At 57.8% G+C, this 19,744-nt stretch carries 15 protein-coding genes; 12 read left to right on the top strand and 3 right to left on the bottom strand.

What is annotated here, in order from left to right:
• Window positions 1–26: 26 nt before the first annotated feature.
• Window positions 27–704, bottom strand: a complete 678-nt coding sequence (locus MRX98_RS04595) for an NUDIX hydrolase (protein ID WP_246903394.1) — start codon at window positions 702–704, stop codon at window positions 27–29.
• Between the two features lie 140 nt (window positions 705–844).
• Between MRX98_RS04595 and MRX98_RS04590 the strand changes: the two genes are divergently transcribed.
• On the top strand, window positions 845–1,912 hold the full coding sequence (locus MRX98_RS04590) for a sulfite oxidase (protein WP_246903392.1): 1,068 nt from the start codon (window positions 845–847) through the stop codon (window positions 1,910–1,912).
• Here MRX98_RS04590 and MRX98_RS04585 read toward each other — a convergent pair.
• Both MRX98_RS04585 and MRX98_RS04580 read right to left on the bottom strand, forming a co-directional pair.
• On the bottom strand, window positions 1,869–2,639 hold the full coding sequence (locus tag MRX98_RS04585; RefSeq protein WP_246903391.1) for a spermidine synthase: 771 nt from the start codon (window positions 2,637–2,639) through the stop codon (window positions 1,869–1,871). The genes MRX98_RS04590 and MRX98_RS04585 overlap by 44 nt on opposite strands.
• A gap of 121 nt (window positions 2,640–2,760) precedes the next feature.
• The gene (locus MRX98_RS04580; RefSeq protein WP_246903389.1) at window positions 2,761–4,431 is read right to left on the bottom strand and encodes a ribonuclease J; all 1,671 of its coding nucleotides are present in this window, start codon (window positions 4,429–4,431) and stop codon (window positions 2,761–2,763) included.
• A gap of 595 nt (window positions 4,432–5,026) precedes the next feature.
• Here MRX98_RS04580 and MRX98_RS04575 point away from each other — a divergent pair.
• The 11 genes from MRX98_RS04575 to MRX98_RS04530 all read left to right on the top strand — a co-directional run bounded on the left by MRX98_RS04575 (window position 5,027) and on the right by MRX98_RS04530 (window position 19,497).
• Complete coding sequence (locus MRX98_RS04575; RefSeq protein WP_246903388.1) at window positions 5,027–6,019, top strand: metal-dependent hydrolase; 993 nt, start codon at window positions 5,027–5,029, stop codon at window positions 6,017–6,019.
• Between the two features lie 47 nt (window positions 6,020–6,066).
• Window positions 6,067–6,255, top strand: a complete 189-nt coding sequence (locus tag MRX98_RS04570; RefSeq protein ID WP_246903386.1) for a PLDc N-terminal domain-containing protein — start codon at window positions 6,067–6,069, stop codon at window positions 6,253–6,255.
• Between the two features lie 97 nt (window positions 6,256–6,352).
• Window positions 6,353–9,049 (top strand): cation-translocating P-type ATPase, encoded by a 2,697-nt coding sequence (locus MRX98_RS04565; protein WP_246903385.1) that lies wholly within the window; start codon window positions 6,353–6,355, stop codon window positions 9,047–9,049.
• A gap of 433 nt (window positions 9,050–9,482) precedes the next feature.
• The gene (locus MRX98_RS04560; RefSeq protein WP_281432192.1) at window positions 9,483–9,845 is read left to right on the top strand and encodes a putative quinol monooxygenase; all 363 of its coding nucleotides are present in this window, start codon (window positions 9,483–9,485) and stop codon (window positions 9,843–9,845) included.
• Window positions 9,846–9,848: 3 nt separating this feature from the next.
• A complete protein-coding gene (hflK, locus tag MRX98_RS04555; protein WP_246903381.1) occupies window positions 9,849–10,892 on the top strand; it encodes an FtsH protease activity modulator HflK in 1,044 nt (347 codons plus the stop codon).
• Complete coding sequence (gene hflC / locus MRX98_RS04550) at window positions 10,889–11,866, top strand: protease modulator HflC (protein ID WP_246903379.1); 978 nt, start codon at window positions 10,889–10,891, stop codon at window positions 11,864–11,866. The genes hflK and hflC overlap by 4 nt, the downstream gene beginning before the upstream one ends.
• 38 nt (window positions 11,867–11,904) lie before the next feature.
• Window positions 11,905–13,767, top strand: a complete 1,863-nt coding sequence (gene ftsH, locus MRX98_RS04545) for an ATP-dependent zinc metalloprotease FtsH (protein WP_246903376.1) — start codon at window positions 11,905–11,907, stop codon at window positions 13,765–13,767.
• Between the two features lie 214 nt (window positions 13,768–13,981).
• A complete protein-coding gene (locus tag MRX98_RS04540; RefSeq protein WP_246903373.1) occupies window positions 13,982–15,400 on the top strand; it encodes a sigma-54 interaction domain-containing protein in 1,419 nt (472 codons plus the stop codon).
• A 91-nt stretch (window positions 15,401–15,491) separates the two neighbouring features.
• Complete coding sequence (locus MRX98_RS21975; RefSeq protein ID WP_281432191.1) at window positions 15,492–15,620, top strand: hypothetical protein; 129 nt, start codon at window positions 15,492–15,494, stop codon at window positions 15,618–15,620.
• 167 nt (window positions 15,621–15,787) lie between these two features.
• Window positions 15,788–18,358 carry a chemotaxis protein CheB gene (locus MRX98_RS04535; protein WP_246903370.1) on the top strand — a complete coding sequence of 857 codons (2,571 nt, stop codon included), beginning with the start codon at window positions 15,788–15,790 and terminating at the stop codon, window positions 18,356–18,358.
• The gene (locus tag MRX98_RS04530) at window positions 18,355–19,497 is read left to right on the top strand and encodes a LuxR family transcriptional regulator (protein WP_246903367.1); all 1,143 of its coding nucleotides are present in this window, start codon (window positions 18,355–18,357) and stop codon (window positions 19,495–19,497) included. Before MRX98_RS04535 ends, MRX98_RS04530 begins: the two co-directional genes overlap by 4 nt.
• The last annotated feature ends 247 nt before the right edge of the window (window positions 19,498–19,744 follow it).

The raw sequence follows: 19,744 nt of genomic DNA, 5'->3' as shown, positions 1-19,744 counted from the left end.
TTGAAGCTGAAAGCGCAAGCGCAAACTCAACGCCAGGCGAACCGCGGCTGGTCAAAATGGGCCACGCGGGTTGGGTTGCCCAATATGGCCACCTCCCTGAACTGGTAAAGCAGGGCGGCGGTGGGCGAGGCGATCCAGCTGTTACCCACCGGCATGTAAAGGATCGGGTGCGGGTGGGCGGGCTGCTCCTCCAGTATCGGCGCATCGGGCCGCAGAAACTCCCGAATGGGAATCCGGTGGATGGACCGCACCTCCCCGGGGTCGGGTTGTAAATCCACTTCCGGTCCACCCCAGAACACGATGGGGGTCATAATGAAACCGGAGCGGGTGGTGAAATCATCCAAACGTCCCAGGATCCGATCCCGGGTCAAGGAGAGGCCGACCTCCTCCTGGAGTTCCCGCAAGGCGGTCTCCTCAGGGGTTTCATCCGGCTCCGATCGCCCGCCGGGCAGGGCCCATTGGCCGGCATGGTGTTTGAGAAGGGCGGAGCGCCGGGTCAAAATGATGGCGGCATCCGTCGCATGGACGCGGCAAGCGGATATCTCCGCCTCATATGAACTCTGGTCAACGCCCACCACCGTAATCGCCACCGCTGCCTGCCGCAGGCGGTGTTGGTCGTGGTTCCGGTGGGCAAACGCCTGCAGTCGGCACTGGATTTGCCGGCGCAGCCGGTCGTCGCATTTGAGCCGGCACCCTGATGTCATATCAACTGGCTCCATGCGACTACCCTAACACAAAAAGGCTCGAAAAAAAGATACGGTTGACCTTTTTCCCATTCAACGGTTAGGATTTTTTCAACAACCGGTTGGGATTTTTTCAACAACGCCGGAATGGAGAAGCCATCATGGAAAAGAAAATGCGGATCATGACCGAAAGGCCGCTGAATGCGGAAACACCGATTCCGTCACTGCGTTCCTGGATCACCGCCAATGCCGTCTTCTTTGATCGCAATCAAAGCGAAATCCCGTCAGACAAAATTTCCCTTGAGGAATGGCGCCTTGGAATCGATGGTGAAGTAGAGCAGCCGATTGAAATTACTTTTGATCAGATCCTGCGAATGCCCAAAGCGATCGTTTCCAACACCCTCGAGTGTTCCGGCAACGGGCGCTCACTGCTCGCGGAAAAAGCTTCGGGAAATCCCTGGACCATCGGCGGCGTGGGCAACGCCGTGTTCGGCGGCGTATGGCTCAAAGACATACTGGACATGGCGCAACCCGGCCGCAAAACGAAGCACGTGGCCTTCGAGGGGCTCGACAAGCCACTCGGGTCGGCCGGAGTGAAATTCATTCGCAGCATTCCTTTTGAAAAAGCCATGTCCTCAAGCCTGCTGGTCTATGAAATGAACGGTGAGCCGTTGCCTTTAAAGCACGGATACCCACTCAGAGCGTTGGCGCTTGGTTGGACCGGTGCCAATTGCGTCAAGTGGCTGCAGCGGATCACGCTGCTGGATCGGCCTTACGAAGGCTTTTTCATGGACAAGGTCTATCGTGTCTATCAAAAAGGAGATGCCCCTGAATCCGGGAATGTTGTCACTGCTCTCAAGCTCAAGTCCATCATCACCCAACCTTTACCGGACGAGACCTTGCCGGCGGGGCCGGTCACGATTCTGGGCGCGGCCTACGGCGGCGAAGACGGCATCGGGGCGGTTGATGTCTCCGTGGACGGCGGGCGCAACTGGAAGCCGGCCGAGTTCATCGGTCCTCACGAACCATTTGCATGGCGGCAATGGCAATTCGTCTGGCACGTCGTAAAAGAGGGGGCTTATAGGATCATGGCCCGCGCCACCGATGGCAAGGGACGGCAGCAACCCATGAATGCTTTCTGGAATGTGCTGGGATATGGCAACAACGGGGTACAGGAACACGCCATCAACGTCCAGATCGGTTCTTCCGGGGCCAGCGCCGCCTTTTGATCGACACTTTTTTCTTCTCTGATCGCCGCGGTTCGCCACCCCCCGGCGGCAGGCGCGTTTTGTCTTCCGACGCGACCCACACGAACCGTGATGAAGAACTTCCCCTGTTGGCGGGGACCCGGTAGCGGCGCACATGAAAACCGCCTTGCACCAAGAGCTGTTCGTATTTTTTGCTCGGGTCCGCAGACCACACGGCCAGGCATCCATTTTTGACAAGCGCGCGGCGACACGCTTGAATGCCCGCGCTACCGTACAAGCGGTGGTTGTCCGCGGTGGTCATGGCGTCGGGACCGTTGTCGATATCGATCAAGATCGCATCGAAGCGGGCGCTGCAACGGGTGATGATATCCACGATATCGCCGCGTTCGAGATCGACGCGGGGATCCTCCAAAGGGTGGTCGTTGAGGACACCGAGATGGGCACGGTTCCATTCGACCACGGCGTCAACCAGTTCGCCCACCACCACCCGGCCGTCAGGGCCGAGCATATCGAGGGTCTGGCGCAAGGTGTAGCCCATTCCCAGGCCGCCGATCAGGACTTTGGGTGCTTTGAAGGCAGATAGATGCCGGCAGCCCAGCCGCGCAAGTGCAAGCTCCGACTCTTTTTGACGGCTGTCCATCAGATCCTGACCGTTGAGCATCATGAAAAAGTCACGGTCATGCTGGTAGAGGACCATTTCGCTGCCGTCCGGCGCCCGGGTTTCGGCGATTTTCAATCTTGGCTTCATACAAACATCCTGTCCGGTGGCTGTGCCGGTGTAGCAAAGCGCATATGGGCTGGCGTTTTAACGTTTTATGCTCCGGACATCAAGGTCGAAACATCGCTTGCTGGTCGTGGGGGCCAACTTTTCACGACGATTGACGCGGCGTCGCGAGAGCAGGGGCGGCAAGCACCGTGACGATGTGGGGCAAAATGACGGGCCTGGACTGCGTCTCATTGTAGAAAAAATCTTGCAGGGTCTTGCGGACGTTTTCCCGGGGGTGGCAGCCGTTTTTCTTCAGCGCCCGCTTCAAATTCCGCTTTGCCTCTTCCATCAGGGTTCCGGAGGTGTCCATCTGCAAAAAGCCCTGGCTGAACAGCCGAACTTCGCCGGCCAGTTTGCGCTGCTTGTCGATGGGCACATAACACAAGACAAACCCGTTCTGTGACAGGCGCTCCCGGTCCTGCACCACCCGATCGCCGATTTCGCCCACCAGGGAGCCATCGACCCAAACATCCTTGATCCCCACCGGTTCTTCCAGCCATGCGGTTTGGCCGTCGCTGACCCATGTCGCTCCGTTTTCCAGGATAAAAACCGACTTCGACGCCAGGCCGCTGATTCCCGCCAGACGGGAGTGCAGGTGCAGGTGGCGGGTTTCACCATGTACGGGGATCAAAAAGCGCGGGCGGACGGCGTCCATCATGATGCGCATATCTTCGCGGCTGCCGTGACCGGAAACGTGCACCGTCGCCATCGCACCGTAAATCACATTCGCGCCGCGGCCAAAAAGGTGGTTGAGCATCCGGCCCACATGTTCTTCGTTGCCCTCGATGGCGCCGCCGGACATGATAATGGTGTCTCCGGCATGCACGTGCACGTCCCGGTGTTCACCCTTGGCCATGCGATTGAGCGCGGACTTCGGCTCGCCCTGGGAGCCGGTCGATAAAATCACGAGATCGCCTTCCGGCACCTTGGCCTTGATATCCACCAGCATCCCCTCGGGAATCTTCAGGTGTCCCAGTTCCCGGGCCAGTTCTACATTTTGTATGAGGCTGCGCCCGGTCAAGGCCAGCTTGCGGTGATGTTTTGCAGCCAGGTGGACGATTTCCTGGAAGCGTGCCAGCACGGAAGAGAAAGTGGCGATGATGATGCGGCCGCCGCGGGCTTCGGCAAACAGGATATCCAGTGCGGATGTCACGAGCTGTTCGGTGGGCGTGCGGCCCGGCCGGTCGGCATTGGTGCTGTCCGCCAGCAATGCAAGCACACCCTTGGGCGTCAACTCCCGCAGCCGTTTTAAATCGGTGGTGCGGCCGCCCGCCGGCGTTTCATCCAGCTTATAATCCCCGGTATGCACCACGGCCCCCACGGGCGTGTCGATGACCAGTCCCACGGAAGCCGGGATGGAGTGCGCCACTGCAAAGGGACTTACTTGAAACGGACCGATATGGATCGTTTCTTTGTCGTCGATCTTTTGCAATGTTGCCTTTTTACCCAGGCCGGCCTCATCGAGCTGGCGTCGTACCATGCCCAAAGTCAAATCCGTGCCGTACACAGGGGCCATCACCTCCTTGAGCAGGTAGGGGAGGCCGCCGATATGGTCCATGTGGCCGTGGGTCAGTACGATGCCGCGCAACTTATCTTTGTTTTTAACAATGTAATCGAAATCGGGCAGCACGAGATCGATGCCGTACATGTCATTTTCAGGGAACTTGATCCCACAATCGACAATGATCATGTTCCGGCCGTATTCCAGGACGGTCATGTTCTTGCCGATTTCGCCAAGACCGCCAATGGGTATGATTTTCAATCGTTTGTTCATAATAATGTTTTTCTTATTTCTCCTTTTGTCCTACTGATAACGGCAATCGACGACGTTGCGTTGATTGCTGCTGAATCCGGGGATGAGCACTCCCGTACCCATTGATCTTCGCGTACGGGAGTAAAAGTATACGGCCTATGCCAACCATCCCGGTGGCCGGGGGCGGTTCAAAGCAAGTGTGTGCGTAAAAGACAGGCAGTTGATGTGGATTGTTCCTGGGCTTTCGGTACCAAGGCAGGATGTCTGTGACGGACGATCACGCAGCTTCGATTAACGGTAACTCATAACACGATAATAATCACAAATCAATATGCGATATTGCGAATGTTCGGCAAACCGCCCCGATCCATACCTTAAAACACTTAAAACTTTAAACTGCCCGCAAGGGCTTTTGCCAGTGTTGCGCAGCAACAAGCGGTCATGCGCATCACACCCGCCATCGGCAAGGCGGATAGCCGTGATCTCGTGCGGGTATACCCTTCGCCCTGCTATTTTTTGCGTTCTTATAATCCATTGTTATAATGAAGCGGCCTGGGTGTCGCCGGATCACATCGAAAAGGGGTGATGCCCATTTCATTTCCAGAATGGTGCTGCAATGGATTCAATTACGCAAATCGCACTGGGCGCTGCAATCGGGGAAGCCGTCTTGGGCCGCCGCATCGGCAATCGCGCCGCTTTGTGGGGCGGGCTCTGCGGGCTGTTTCCGGATCTGGATGTGCTCATTCCCTTCGGGGGCGCCGTGGAAAACTTCACCTATCATCGCGGCTTCAGCCATTCGATTTTCGTACTGACCGCCCTCACCCCCGTTTTGGTTTGGTTTATCCTCAAAATACATCCGGGCACGCGTGAATACCGCACACGCTGGGGGGTGCTGGTCTTTCTGGCATTGATCACCCACATCCTGCTGGATGGCCTGACGGTGTACGGCACCCAGATCCTGTGGCCCTTGCCCACCCCACCGGTCATGTGGTCCACGCTGTTCATCATCGACCCGGTTTATTCGATCCCGCTGATCGGCGGTGTATTGGCCGCGGTCATCATGTCCCGCAAGCGTGGCCGGGGCCATCGATTCAACACCGTTTGCCTGGCCTTGAGCACCGTTTACCTGGTCTGGAGCATTGGCGCCAAGGTGTATGTCAACGATACCGTTAAACACGAATTGGCGCGGCAAAACATTGCATATCAAAACGTGCTCACCGTGCCGACGCCGTTCAACACGGTGTTGTGGCGGGTGCTCGTGATGGATGATCAGGGTTACTACGAAGGTTTTTATTCTCTGTTGGATCAACAGCGGAACATCCGGTTCATTCATTATCCGCGCAATGAACAACTGCTGGACGGTCTCGCCGAACATTGGCCGGTGCAACGGCTGCGGTGGTTCACCCACGGCTTTTATGCAGTTCAACAACGCGACGACGCCATCGTTTTATCTGATTTGCGAATGGGGCTGGAACCCTACTATGTCTTTCAATTCAAGGTCGCCGAGATGGGAAACCCGCACCCTGTCCCCACCCCGGGCCAACCCATCAGGGGCAACCGGGGCGCAGAGCGTTTGCCCTGGGTCTGGCAGCGGATCTGGAATCCATAGGAAATGGTTAGTGGCTGCATATAAACCAACCCAACAGGAGGTGCCGCATGGGCATTGAAGTAGGCGGGATTTTCGGTCTGATTCTTTTGGTCGCCTGCGTATGGGCCATTGTTCAAATTTTTCAAAGCAGCGCTTCGACGGGCGCGAAGGTGTTTTGGACCGTCCTGGTGCTCATCCTGCCGTTGATCGGATTGATCCTCTGGCTCCTTGCGGGGCCGCGTTCTTCAAAACGGTGAGCTGACGCATCATCCGAGCTGGGCGGAATTTCGCTGTAAAGGGGGATCCGTTTCGGTTTGGGTACCTGAACCTCACCCACCTGTTTGAGGATTACCAATGCAAGCACCGCATCGCCTGAGTGCCGAGAAGGTGCTCGAGCACCATGAAACATCCTTCCAGCAGGGCCTGTCGACGTCCGCGGCAACGCGGCTGCTGGGCGTGTACGGCCCAAACGAACTGATCGAAAAGGGGAAAAAAAAGCCCTGGCGGATTCTGTTGGCCCAGGTGAAGGAGGTCATGATTCTGATCCTGCTGGCTGCCGTGGTTGTTTCGGCGGTGTTGCAGGAATACATCGATGCCATCGTGATTCTCGTCATTGTGGTGCTCAATACGGTTTTGGGGTTCTGGCAGGAGTTCAAGGCCGAAAACGCCATGGCGGCCCTCAAAAAAATGACGGTGCCCCATGTGCGGGTGCGGCGCGACGGCGCAGAGCAACAGATTTCGGCCAAGGACCTGGTCCCGGGCGACATCCTGCTCATCGAAGCCGGGAACATTGTGCCCGCGGATGCCCGGCTGATCTCAGCCGCGAATCTCAAAGTCCAGGAAGCGGCCCTGACCGGCGAATCCGAATCGGTGGACAAAGATACCGGCGCGCTGCCGGACGGCGATCTTGCCCTGGCCGATCGGAAGAACATGACTTACCGGGGCACGGTGGTAACCTACGGACGAGGGGAGGCCGTGGTCACCGGTACCGGCATGCAGACCGAATTGGGCAAAATCGCCACCCTGCTTCAGGACGTGGAGGATGAGCAAACGCCGCTGCAACGGCGCTTGGCGAAGCTGGGCAGATCCTTGGCCATGGCCGCCGGGCTGTTGATCGTCATCGTTGCCGGCATGATCTATCTGCAGGGCGCGGGCGTAAAGGAAATGTTCATGACGGCCATCAGCATGGCGGTGGCGGCCATCCCCGAAGGCCTGCCGGCGGTCGTCACCATTGCCCTGGCTCTGGGCGCACAGCAGATGTTGAAGAAAAAAGCGTTGATCCGGCGACTGCCGGCCGTGGAAACCCTGGGCGGGGTGACCGTGATCTGTTCCGACAAAACCGGCACCCTGACACAGAATAAAATGACGGTCTCGGATGTGGTGCTGCCGGATCGCCGCTATTCCCTTGCCGAAGTGGCGGCCGAACACGGCGCTGATGCCGATCTCGGTCTGCTGTTGCTGACCGGGACGCTGTGCAACGATGCTGTCATCGACGAAAACACGCCCAACGGCACCCTCGGCGATCCCACCGAAGGCGCGCTGGTGCTTGCGGCCCAACAGGCGGGGCTGGTGCAGCGCGATCTGCAAACCCTGCTGCCGCGTGTGCGTGAACTGCCTTTCGATTCCGAGCGTAAACGCATGTCCACCGTTCACGCCCTGTCGCCGCCTTCCCAGGGGACGACTTTGCACCCTGTTCTCGCCGCCGCCGTACAGCAGGGGCAGGCCGATCACCTGGTGCTGACCAAAGGGGCGACCGATGGTTTGATCGAGGTGTGCGGTCGCATCCTTATAAATGGCGCCATTCAACCCCTCAGCGAAAAGAAAAAGGCGGCGCTTTCAGCCGAAAACGCCGCGATGGCAAAAAGCGGCATTCGGGTGCTGGGTCTGGCCTATCGGTTGATGACTGTCGCGGAGCTGGACCAACCGGCGCACTATGAGCAGGATCTGGTCTTTCTGGGTATGGCGTGCATGCTCGATCCGGTGCGTCCCGAAGCCATAGAGTCCGTTCGGCTGTGCAAGCAGGCCGGGATTCGTCCGGTTATGATCACCGGCGATCATCCCCTGACGGCTGTCGCCATCGCCAAAACGTTGGGGCTGACCACCTCAGATACGGTGCTGACCGGGCAGGACCTCGACAAGATGACCATCGACGCACTCAGTGCCCGAATCAAGGCGGTTTCCGTCTTTGCGCGCGTCTCGCCCAAGCATAAAATGGCCATCATCGACGCGCTGCAGGCCCAGCATGAGGTCGTCGCGATGACGGGCGACGGCGTCAACGATGCACCGGCGCTGAAATCCGCCGACATTGGTGTGGCCATGGGGATTACGGGTACCGACGTCAGCAAAGAATCCTCCGATATGGTCCTGCTGGATGATAATTTTGCCACCATCGTCGCCGCCGTCAAAGAAGGTCGCCGCATATACGATAACATCCGCAAATTTGTCAGGTACATCCTCACCGGCAATACTGGTGAGATCGTTGTCATGCTCACCGGGCCGCTGGTCGGCATGCCGCTGCCGCTGCTGCCGATTCAAATTTTATGGATCAATCTGGTGACCGATGGCGTGCCGGCCGTTGCTTTGGGTTTCGAAGATGCCGAGCACGATGTGATGAACCGGCCGCCCTACGATCCGCAGGAAGGCATTTTCGCCCGCGGGCTGGGATTACAGATTCTCGTCATGGGATTCATTATCGGGCTGATGTCGGTAGGGACCGGGTACTGGTTCTGGGATGGCGGTGCCGGTTCGAACGCCTGGCAGACCATGGTGTTCACCATGCTGACCTTCTGTCAGATGGCCTATGCGCTGTGTGTGCGCAGGCGAACGCAATCGCTGTTTACGAAATCCTGGCTCGGCAACCCGATGCTGTTGCTGGCCATCGGCATCACACTGACCCTGCAGTTGATTCTTATTTATGTCCCGTTTTTCAACATCGTGTTTCGCACCACGCCGCTGCGGCCGGCGGAACTGGGTGTCTGCGCCGTCGGCGCCCTGGTGATTATATTGATTGCGGAATCGAGAAAACTGTTTCTGCGTCACAAACAGCATTGAAGCCGGCGCATCATTCCGTCGACAGCGGCAGGTGGCATCTTGCGTCACTGAGCATCATCGACGGTCCCCTCCTTTGCAGCTCTCATCAACGGCAACCCGCCCCGGATGCCTCGTTCAGGGGCGCTGGCGCCTGTTTGCCAAAGGGCCATATATGACCTTTGGGTAAATGTGACCACCAAATCCAGGCATGATCGGATCGGGCCCGCCGGTGTTGCTGTTTCCGGTTCCCCCACTAATTCAGCACGATGCGACTGAAATGCAGAATAAAAATGGCATGGTATGAAGCTTGCTCTTTAAAACTGCAGATAAAAACCCGCCGGGTCGCCGTCCTGCAACTGTCTTGCCGGCACCCCGCAGGTCATGCCCGCAATCAAAGAAACGTGCGGGAAATCGTCGGTTAACGGTCTATGCCTTTTGTTGAGAGGTTACCGCAATGATTGTCTTTAGAATGACCATGAACACAATCCCGGAGAAGCGGTTGGAAATACAGCAAACCCTTCTTTCGATGATCGAACCGACGGTAAAGAAGGCGGGTTGCCTAAGTTTCGGCGTGTTTTGCGACATTGAGAACGCAAACCGTTTCAGCCTGCTGGGGGAGTGGAAAACCCGTCAATACCTGAACCGTCATCTGTCATCTCAAGAGTTCGGCGTCTTGTTGGGTACAAAAGCGCTGTTATGCGAACCTTTGGAAATACAGATTTACACGGTTTCACATTTAGAAGGAATGACGGCTATCAAGAAAATCAGGAACAAAGCAGGTTCAGCGGCGGTACCCAACGCCGACAGCAGGAGGTAAGTCATGACGGAATGGAATCAACCCTCCGGGGGGTCCGTACCAACCTTGGAAGAGGTAGTGGAGAAAATTCGGCAGCAGCTGAATCGCTTCAAGGGCAGAATGGGTCTGATTCTCCCGGCCGTTGTGGTGGTCGTTGCCCTTTGGAGCGCATGGTTCACCGTTCAACCCGAGGAGACCGGCATTGTGCAACGCTTCGGCAAGGTCATGCGCACGGCCGGCCCGGGGCTGCATTTCAAGCTGCCGTACCGCATCGAAAAGGTTCGCCTGGTGCCGACGGCGCGCGTGCTCAAGGAAGAGTTCGGTTTTCGAACGGTGTCCGCCGTTCCCGGTGAAAAGACCCGTTACGATACGCGCGGTACTTACAAAGACGAATCGCTGATGCTGACCGGTGACTTGAACGTGATCGATGTCCAGTGGATCGTCCAGTACCGAATAGAAGACCCTATTCTTTACCTGTTTAAGGTGCGCGACACATTGAAAACAATTCGCGACACCACCGAGGCGGTCATGCGCCAAGCGGTGGGCAACCGTCTGGGCAGCGAAGTGCTGACCACCGGGCGGGTGGCGGTGGCCAGTGGAGCAAAGATCGAGATCCAGAAAATCCTGACGGCCTATGAAACCGGTGTGCGCCTGGTGACCGTGGAACTTCAGGACGTCACTCCGCCGGACGCGGTAAAGCCGGCCTTCAATGAAGTCAATGAGTCCCGGCAGGACAAAGAGCGCACCATCAATATCGCCCAGGAACAGGCCAACCGGGAAATCCCCAAAGCCCGGGGCGTGGCCGTGCAAAGCATCAGTGAGGCCGAAGGCTATGCCCTGGAACGTGTAAACCGGGCCCAAGGCGAGGCCACCCGCTTCGAGGCCATTTTGGGACAGTATCAGCAGGCGCCCCTGGTCACCCGCCGCCGACTTTACCTTGAGGTCATGACCGGTTTTCTGGCGGACATGAAGGGGCTTTATATCGTGGATAAGGACCAGAAGGCCATGGTGCCGTGGCTCCCACTGGATTCCGGCACGCAACCAGCGGCACAAGGGAGGCAACCATGAAGTATACCGGCAAAGCAATCGGCATCGTAATCGCGGTGGTGGTCGTCATCCTGCTCTATGGTGCTCTGTACACGCTGGAGGAGGGCCGGCAGGCGATTGTCGTGCAATTCGGCCGACCGGTCGGCGAAACGATCACCGAGGCGGGCCTGCACATGAAACTGCCCTTTTTGCAAGAGGTCCGGCGATTCGAAAAGCGCCTGCTGGTCTGGGATGGCGATCCGAACCAGATTCCCACCAAGGGACGTGAGTTCATCTGGGTGGATACCACCGCCCGCTGGCGAATATCCGACGCAAGGAAATTTCTGGAGAACGTGGCCAACGAGGCGGGGGCCCAGTCGCGTCTGAACGACATTCTCGATTCGGTGGTGCGCGACCAGGTGTCCAGCAGCGAGCTCGTGGAGCTCGTCCGCAGTGCTTCGTGGAAATTGCCTGAGGGAGAAGTATTGGATGAGGTCCCAAAAGAACGCGAAGAAGAGTTGAAGAGGGAGATCGCCCGCGGCAGGGAGGAGATCACGCGCACCATCCTGGCTGAAGCACAGAAGATCATTCCGCAATACGGCATCGAGTTGGTGGACGTGCGCATCAAGCGTCTCGATTATGTGGAAAGCGTTCGCGAAAAGGTCTATGAGCGCATGATCTCCGAGCGCAAACGCATTGCCGCAAAGTTTCGCTCCGAAGGCGAAGGCCGTAGCGCTGAAATTCTTGGGACCATGGAAAAAGAACTGCGCCGAATCCGCTCGACCGCCTACCGCCGGGTGCAGGAGGTTCAAGGGCAGGGCGATGCCGATGCCACCGGCATTTACGGCCGTGCTTATGATAAAGATCCAGAATTCTATGCTTTTTTGCGCACCCTTGAAAGCTACAAGGACAAGGTCAATCCGAACGCCGTTTTGATCCTGACCACGGACAGCGATATTTATCGATACATCAAAAACGCGAATCCAATTATGGATGGACAACAGTCAGGAAAGTAGAACCGGCCACCATGGACAATAAAGAACCACACAAAAATTTGGCGGATAAGCTGCGTTCCTTTTTCAACCTCGACAATCCTCCGCAAAAGCAGACAGGATTGCCGGCCAAAAAGCGGTTTAACCTCTGGTATTTCGTATTGGCCATGATTCTATTTACTTATCTGCAGCCGGTGCTGTTTTCTGCTAAAACGGAAACGATTTCCTACAGCCAGTTCAAGCAGTATGTCGACCAGGGCGTCGCGGGAGAATTGATCATCGGACCGGAAAGTATCAAGGGCACGCTGGCAGGAACCCCCAAACGAGCGTTTACCACCGTCCGGGTCCATGATCCGGAATTGGTGGGGCAGCTCGATGAGGGCCTGATAAATTATTCCGGAAGGAATGAAAACAGATTCCTGGGCAGCCTCATCTCCTGGATTCTGCCGCTTGGCATTATGTTCCTGATATGGCGGTTCGCCATGAAAAAGATGGGCGCGGGCATGGGCGTCATGTCTTTTTCCAAGAGCAAGGCCAAGATTTTCGCGCAAAGCGACACCAAGGTCTCTTTCGCCGATGTGGCCGGCATCGATGAGGCCAGGGAAGAGCTCGAGGAGGTGGTCGAATTTCTGAAAACGCCGGAAAAATTTCAGAAATTGGGAGGCAGAATCCCCAAAGGGGTGTTGCTGGTCGGTCCGCCGGGCACCGGCAAGACCCTGCTGGCGCGTGCCGTGGCCGGGGAGGCCAAAGTGCCGTTCTTTTCCATCAGCGGGTCCGAATTCGTGGAGATGTTCGTCGGCGTCGGAGCGGCCCGTGTGCGTGATCTGTTTTCACAGGCCGCGGCGCAAGCGCCGTGTATCATCTTCATCGATGAGCTGGACGCTCTGGGCAAGGCACGGGGCATGAACGTGATGGGCGGGCATGACGAACGGGAACAAACTTTGAACCAGCTCCTGGTGGAGATGGACGGTTTTGAAACCAATAAAGGGGTTATTATCATGGCCGCCACCAACCGGCCTGAAATTCTGGACCCGGCCCTGATGCGGCCGGGGCGTCTGGACCGGCAGGTCCTGGTGGATCGACCGGATATCAACGGGAGGGAGGCGATCCTCAAGATCCATTCGCGGCACGTGGCGCTGGGGCCCGAAGTCGATCTGCGCCGGATCGCCGGCCGCACACCGGGCTTCGTGGGCGCGGATTTGGCCAACATCATCAATGAAGCCGCGCTGTTGGCGGCCCGCAACGATAAGGACGCCGTGGCGCCCAGTGATTTCGACGAAGCCATCGATCGTGTGGTCGCCGGTCTCCAGAAGAAAAACCGGGTGATGAATGCGCGGGAGAAAGAAATCGTCGCCTTCCATGAATCCGGGCATGCGATTGTGGCCGAGTCGGTGGAACATGCCGATCCGGTGCATAAAATTTCGATCATTCCCCGTGGGATCGCCGCTCTCGGATACACCCAACAGCAGCCAACGGAGGACCGCTATTTGTTGACCCGCTCTGAGCTGAACGATCGCCTGGCCGTTCTATTGGGCGGCCGGGTGGCGGAAGAACTGGTGTTCAATGAAATCTCCACCGGGGCACAGAACGATCTGCAGCGGGCCTCGGACATCGCCCGCGCCATGGTCACGGAGTACGGCATGAGTGACCTGCTGGGTCTGGTGAGCTATGAGCGTCCGCGTCAGGCCATGTTCCTTCCGGACAGCTTTTCCCAGGGCAAAAACTACAGTGAAGCCAAGGCTTCGCAAATCGACGACGAAGTCACGCGCTTTGTCCATGAAGCACATCAGCGCGTGCGTAAGATCCTCGCGGAGCGGCGGACCGTCTTGAATAATTTGGCCCGGCTGCTTTCTGAAAAGGAGAGTGTGCAGGGCGATGAGCTCCGACGGATGCTATCGGATGCTGCACCTGCAATGGCATCCTAGCGCGCCCTTGGCGTGGCGTACCCTCTTGCCGGGCACCTCGGGTTCAGAGAGGAAGAGGATACAAAAATGGACACCAGATGGATGGCCATCGCAATCCTGGCCGTCCTTGGCGTGCGGAGCACCCTGATGGACAGTGGAAACAATTGATGGCAGCCCTGTTTTCTGTTATTTTTTTGGAGTCCTGCATTCTTGTCGGCCAGCATGGGATCCATTAATGGTAAAGAGCTTTCTGGATATTCACAACAGTATCTTAGGGGCCATGCGCGAGCCCTTGATCGTGCTCGACCGTGATTTGCATGTCGTAATGGCCAACCCATCCTTTTACCGGACATTCAAGGTCAAGCCTACGCAGACCGAGGGCGCGCTGATATACGACCTGGGCAACCGGCAATGGGACATCCCCGAACTCCGAAAATTGCTGGAGGAAATCCTGCCTCAAAATACCGGTTTTTACGATTTCGAGGTGACGCATGACTTTCAAAGCATCGGGTACAAGATCATGCGTTTGAATGCCAGGCGGATCAATGCGGAAGGGGTCCAAAACCATTTGATTCTGTTGGCTATCGAGGATGTGACCGAGCGCGAGTATTACAAAAGGCACCTCGAGGAGTTGGTTGAAGAACGAACGGCCGAGATAAAAAAGCTCAAGGAGCAGCTCGAAGCCGAAAGAGCCTATCTTCAGGAAGAAATCAAACTGGTTTACAACCATGAGGACATCATCGGGAACAGCGATGCTATCAATTACGTGTTTTATAAGGTGGAGCAAATCGCAGGCACCGATACAAACGTGCTGATACTCGGCGAAACCGGAACCGGCAAGGAATTGGTGGCGCGCGCCATTCACGGTGCAAGCCTGCGCAAGGCGCGTGCCCTGGTCAAGATGAATTGCGCCGCACTGCCTGCCAATCTGATCGAAAGTGAACTCTTCGGTCATGAAAAAGGCGCCTTCACCGGCGCGCAGTCCAGGCGCCTGGGACGCTTCGAAGTCGCCGACGGCGCGACCCTGTTCTTGGACGAGATCGGCGAACTGCCCCTCGAACTGCAGCCCAAGCTGCTTCGGGTGATCGAGGACGGGGAGTTTGAACGGCTGGGCAGCTCGGAAACCCGAAAAGTGAATGTCCGCATCATTGCCGCCACCAATCGCGATCTGCATGCGGAGGTTCAAAAAGGCGCTTTCCGGGAGGACCTGTGGTACCGGTTGAACATTTTCCCGATCACCATGCCGCCCTTGCGCGACCGCCTGGAGGACATCCCGCTGCTGGTCAACTTTTATATCGACCGGATTGCAAGGAGATTGGGCAAGGTCATCCAGGTGGTGCCGGCGGGCGTCATGGACGCGCTGGGGCACTATCACTGGCCCGGCAATGTGCGCGAGCTGGAAAATGTCCTCGAACGGGCGGTGATCAACTCCTCGGGCCCCAAGCTGCGGTTGGTGGACGAATTGAAAAGACTCCGTCAGGATACCCCCAGGACCGACCAAACCCTGGCACATGTCGAACGCAACTACATCAAGCGTGTGCTGGAGCAGACCGGATGGAAGGTGAGCGGTAAAAACAGCGCGGCTGAAATCCTGGGTCTGGACCGCAGTACATTGCGCGCCCGCATGCGAAAACTCGATATCCGCAAGCCTTGAAGCTTCCTTTTGATTTTTAACCGCCATTATCGCCGGAACTGAACTGCATGCAAGGCGGTACAATGGGTCATATATACGAAAAGAGGACACAATGGGCGACAAAGGAAAAAAGGACAAAGACAAGCGCAAGGAGCAGAAAAAGAGCAGGCAAGCTTCGGTGGAGGAAAAACGCAGGCAAAAAAGCGATAAATCGGCTGTCCCGGGGATTCATGACAAATAACGACACTGCCGGAAAGGACGGACCCGGCGTCACGCCGGCGGCCGAATCGACAGGCGCGGCCGGTTGCCTGCAGGCAAGAACGAAGCCTTGACACTGACGATCGATCTTTCTACCATGTCGGGATAATTACAACAAATAACACGATATGTCGTCGTTGAAGGCAGCCTATGCGATCTAATGCGTTTCCCATCGTGGGCATCGGCGCTTCGGCCGGAGGCCTGGAGGCCCTGGAGCTGTTCCTGCGCCACGTTCCGGATGGAAGTGGCATGGCCTTTGTTATCGTTCAACATCTGGACCCGAACCACAAAGGCATCCTGGTGGAACTGCTCCAGCGGACAACGACCATGCCCGTGGTCCAGATCAAGGATCGCCAGCAAATCGCGGCGGACTGCGTCTATGTCATCCCGCCCAACAAAGACCTGTCGATCCTGCACGGCGTGCTGCACTTGCTGGAACCGGCCGCCCCCCGGGGGTTGCGTCTGCCCATCGATTTTTTCTTTCGCTCCCTGGCGGATGATTGCGGCTCCCGGAGCATCGGTGTCATCCTGTCGGGCATGGGATCCGACGGCACCCTGGGACTCAGGGCCATCAAGGAGAAGGCCGGGGTGGTCCTTGTGCAGACGCCGGCTTCGGCCAAGTTCGACGGCATGCCGCGTAGCGCTATCGCCGCCGGATTGGCCGACGTGGTCGCCCCGGCGGAGGAGTTGCCGGTTCGCATCGCCACCTATTTGAAACGCGCGCCCCTTGACGACAAGAGCGATTCGCGCCTGGCGTCCAAAACCCAGAGTGCCCTCGAAAAAATCTATATCCTGCTGCGTACCCAGACCGGCCATGATTTTTCCCTCTACAAGAAGAGTACCATCTACCGTCGCGTCGAGCGGCGCATGGGATTGCACCAGATTGACAAGATCGCCCTTTATGTGCGGTATCTGCGCGAAAATCCCCAAGAGGTCGAGCTGCTCTTCAAGGAGCTGCTGATCGGTGTGACCAGTTTTTTCCGCGATCCGCCGGCATGGGCGCAGCTCAAGGCGCAGTACCTGCCGGGCCTGCTGGCCGCCCATGCCGACGGCGCTGCGCTGCGCGCATGGGTGTGCGGCTGTTCCACGGGCGAAGAGGCTTATTCCCTGGCCATGGTTTTCAAGGAGGTCCTGGCGCAGGCCAAACCGGCCGGCAACGTTTCGCTCCAGATCTTCGCCACGGACCTGGATCGGGACGCCATCGACAAAGCGCGCGCGGGCATCTACCCGGCCAATATTGCCGCGGATGTCTCCGACGAGCGGCTGCAACGGTTTTTTGTCCGGGACGACTTGGGGTACCGGGTGATCAAGGAGATTCGCGAAATGGTGATCTTCGCTCCCCAGAACGTGATCATGGACCCGCCCTTCACCAAGATGGATCTGCTGATCTGCCGCAACTTGCTGATCTACCTGGACCAGGAGATGCAAAAGAAACTCATGCCGCTGTTTCACTACAGCCTGAACGCCGACGGTATCCTGTTCCTGGGAAGCGCGGAGACCATCGGGGCCTTTACCACGCTGTTCGCCCCGCTGGACGGCAAAAACCGTTTTTACCGGCGCCTGGACACGCCGCAGTGGGCGGAGCCGATCGACTTTCCAGCCGCCTTTACGCCCCACCCGCCGTCGTCGGCCGACGATCCGGCCCCGGCCCGCAAGCCGGGCGCCAACCTGCAGTCCCTGGCGGAGCTGTATTTGTTGCAGCACCACTGCCCGGCGGCGGTGCTGACCAACGACAAGGGGGACATCCTCTTTATCAGCGGACGCACGGGCAAGTATTTGGAGCCGGCGGCGGGCAGGGCCAACTGGAACGTTTTCGCCATGGCGCGCGAGGGGTTGCGCTACGTGCTCAACACGGCCTGGCGCAAGGCGCTGCAGCAAAACGCCGCGGTTGTGCTCAAGGGCGTGCAAGTGGACAGCAATGGCGGGTTGCAGATCGCGGACGTCACCGTTGAGGCCATCACGGCGCCCGCTGCACTGAAAGGGATGATGATGGTCGTCTTTGAGCAGACGCACACACCCCCCGAGGCCGAATCCGCGCCCGATTCCGCGCGGGCCGATGGCCGCGGCGCGGATCTGACGGACCTGGAGCGCGAATTGCAGCAGGCCCGCGATGAGATTCAAACCTGCCGGGAAGAGAGGCGCACTTCCCAGGAAGAGCTCAAATCCACCAACGAGGAGTTGCAGTCCACTAACGAAGAGTTGCAAAGCACCAACGAAGAGTTGACCACCTCCAAGGAAGAGATGCAGTCCCTCAACGAGGAGCTTCAAACCATTAACCACGAACTGCAGGCCAAGGTGGACGAGCTGTCCCAGGCCAACAACGACATGAAGAACCTGCTCAACAGCACCGACATCGCCACCCTCTTTCTGGACGATGCGCTCACGGTGCGCCGCTTCACCGACCGGACCACCCAGATCATCAAGCTGATCCCCGGCGACGCGGGGCGGCCGATCACCGACGTCGTCACCGACCTGGACTATCCGCAGATGACGGCGGACGCGAAGGAGGTGTTGCGGACCCTGGTGTTCACCGAAAAGCAGGTCGCCACCCATGACGGGCGCTGGTTTTTGGTGCGCATCATGCCTTATCGAACCATGGATAACCGCATTGACGGGGTGGTCATCACCTTTTCCAACATCACCGAGGCCAAGGCGTTGGAGGCCCGGTTGCGCCAAGCCTTGGCCGAGAACGAAAAGCGCGACGGAAAGGGAAACGCATGAAAAGGGACGAACCCAGCGCCCTGGATGGCGCCGAACTGAGGCGTCGGGCCGAGGACCGCCTGCGGGAACGCGGCCTGCCGGGTGCGGCAGACCGGCGGCAGACGGCGGATTTGCAGCGGCTCGTGCACGAACTGCAGGTTCACCAGATCGAGCTGGAGATGCAGAACGAAGAGCTGCATGCGTCCCGGGCCGAGATGGAGGCCTTGCTGGAGCGCTACACCGATCTTTACGATTTTGCGCCGGTGGGCTACCTGACCCTGAACCGCGAGGGTGCGATCCAACAGATCAATTTGACCGGGGCCCGCCTTCTGGGTTTGGAGCGCAGCAGGCTGATAGGAAGGCGCTTGGGCCTTTTCGTGGCCGAACCGGACCGGGCGCGCCTCAACACTTTTGTGGAGAACGCATTTGTCGGCCAGGCCGAATCCTCAGTCGATTTGACCCTCGGGCCGGAAGAAGGGCGTGGGCCGGTGAATGTCTTGATGACCGCCGCCGGTTCCCACGACGGGCAGGAGTGCCGCGCCATGATGGTGGATATCACCGAGCGCCGGCAGGCGGCCGAAAAGTTGGCCCACGCCTATGAAGAGGTCGAGACGCGTGTCGTCCAACGCACTCGGGATCTGATCGCGTCCAACAAGGCCCTGGAGCTGGAGGTTCTGCGTAGAAATACGGTGGAAGAGTCGCTGCGCTTAAAAACAGCCGAGTTGAAAGACAAGGCCACCCGTCTCGAGGAATCCAACATCGCTCTTAAAGTGCTGCTCAAGCAGCGGGAAGCGGACAAGGAGGAGCTGGAGCATAAAGTGCTGTTGAACCTCAACCAACTGGTCATGCCCTACCTGGAAAAGATCAAACGGCGCAAGCTGGACGCCAGACTCAAAGCCTACATCGCCGTTCTGGAGTCGAACCTGAAGGAGATCGTGTCGCCCTTTTCGAGCAACTTGGCCAGCCGGTTTTTGCGGTTCTCGCACACCGAACTGGAGGTGGCCAACCTCATTCGCCAGGGCCACAGCACCAAGGCCATCGCGGAAATGATGAATCTGGCGGAAAGCACCATCGATTTTCACCGTAACAACATCCGGGCCAAACTCGGCATCAAAAACAAGAAGATCAATCTGAAAACCTTCCTTTCCACCATCGAATAGTATCGGGTTTATCCCGGTATTATCCCCGTAATCATCCCGCCTTGTGTCTGTTCGCAAATGTAGTAATATTGATCATGATGAGACGATGCGGAGTCGAGCCTCTGTTGCCTTCCTGTTCAGTATGCGCTGCCGCGGATTCTAAATCTTCACCAATAGCCCCTTGAAAAACGCACTGCATTTTCAGCAACCCCTTTTCGGTCGGGGGAGACGCACATATTCCGATGACAGGCATCCGTTGCTGCCGTCA

The organism is Desulfatitalea alkaliphila (assembly GCF_022968795.1).
Taxonomy (GTDB): domain Bacteria; phylum Desulfobacterota; class Desulfobacteria; order Desulfobacterales; family Desulfosarcinaceae; genus Desulfatitalea; species Desulfatitalea alkaliphila.
This window is presented reverse-complemented; position numbering and strand designations above follow the sequence as displayed.

Excerpts from the sequence above, each read along its gene's own strand:
- MRX98_RS04595 (WP_246903394.1), bottom strand. The coding sequence starts at position 704 with ATGACATCAGGGTGCCGGCTCAAATGCGACGACCGGCTGCGCCGGCAA.
- MRX98_RS04590 (WP_246903392.1), top strand. The coding sequence starts at position 845 with ATGGAAAAGAAAATGCGGATCATGACCGAAAGGCCGCTGAATGCGGAA.
- MRX98_RS04585 (WP_246903391.1), bottom strand. The coding sequence starts at position 2,639 with ATGAAGCCAAGATTGAAAATCGCCGAAACCCGGGCGCCGGACGGCAGC.
- MRX98_RS04580 (WP_246903389.1), bottom strand. The coding sequence starts at position 4,431 with ATGAACAAACGATTGAAAATCATACCCATTGGCGGTCTTGGCGAAATC.
- MRX98_RS04575 (WP_246903388.1), top strand. The coding sequence starts at position 5,027 with ATGGATTCAATTACGCAAATCGCACTGGGCGCTGCAATCGGGGAAGCC.
- MRX98_RS04570 (WP_246903386.1), top strand. The coding sequence starts at position 6,067 with ATGGGCATTGAAGTAGGCGGGATTTTCGGTCTGATTCTTTTGGTCGCC.
- MRX98_RS04565 (WP_246903385.1), top strand. The coding sequence starts at position 6,353 with ATGCAAGCACCGCATCGCCTGAGTGCCGAGAAGGTGCTCGAGCACCAT.
- MRX98_RS04560 (WP_281432192.1), top strand. The coding sequence starts at position 9,483 with ATGATTGTCTTTAGAATGACCATGAACACAATCCCGGAGAAGCGGTTG.
- hflK (WP_246903381.1), top strand. The coding sequence starts at position 9,849 with ATGACGGAATGGAATCAACCCTCCGGGGGGTCCGTACCAACCTTGGAA.
- hflC (WP_246903379.1), top strand. The coding sequence starts at position 10,889 with ATGAAGTATACCGGCAAAGCAATCGGCATCGTAATCGCGGTGGTGGTC.
- MRX98_RS04540 (WP_246903373.1), top strand. The coding sequence starts at position 13,982 with ATGGTAAAGAGCTTTCTGGATATTCACAACAGTATCTTAGGGGCCATG.
- MRX98_RS21975 (WP_281432191.1), top strand. The coding sequence starts at position 15,492 with ATGGGCGACAAAGGAAAAAAGGACAAAGACAAGCGCAAGGAGCAGAAA.
- MRX98_RS04535 (WP_246903370.1), top strand. The coding sequence starts at position 15,788 with ATGCGATCTAATGCGTTTCCCATCGTGGGCATCGGCGCTTCGGCCGGA.
- MRX98_RS04530 (WP_246903367.1), top strand. The coding sequence starts at position 18,355 with ATGAAAAGGGACGAACCCAGCGCCCTGGATGGCGCCGAACTGAGGCGT.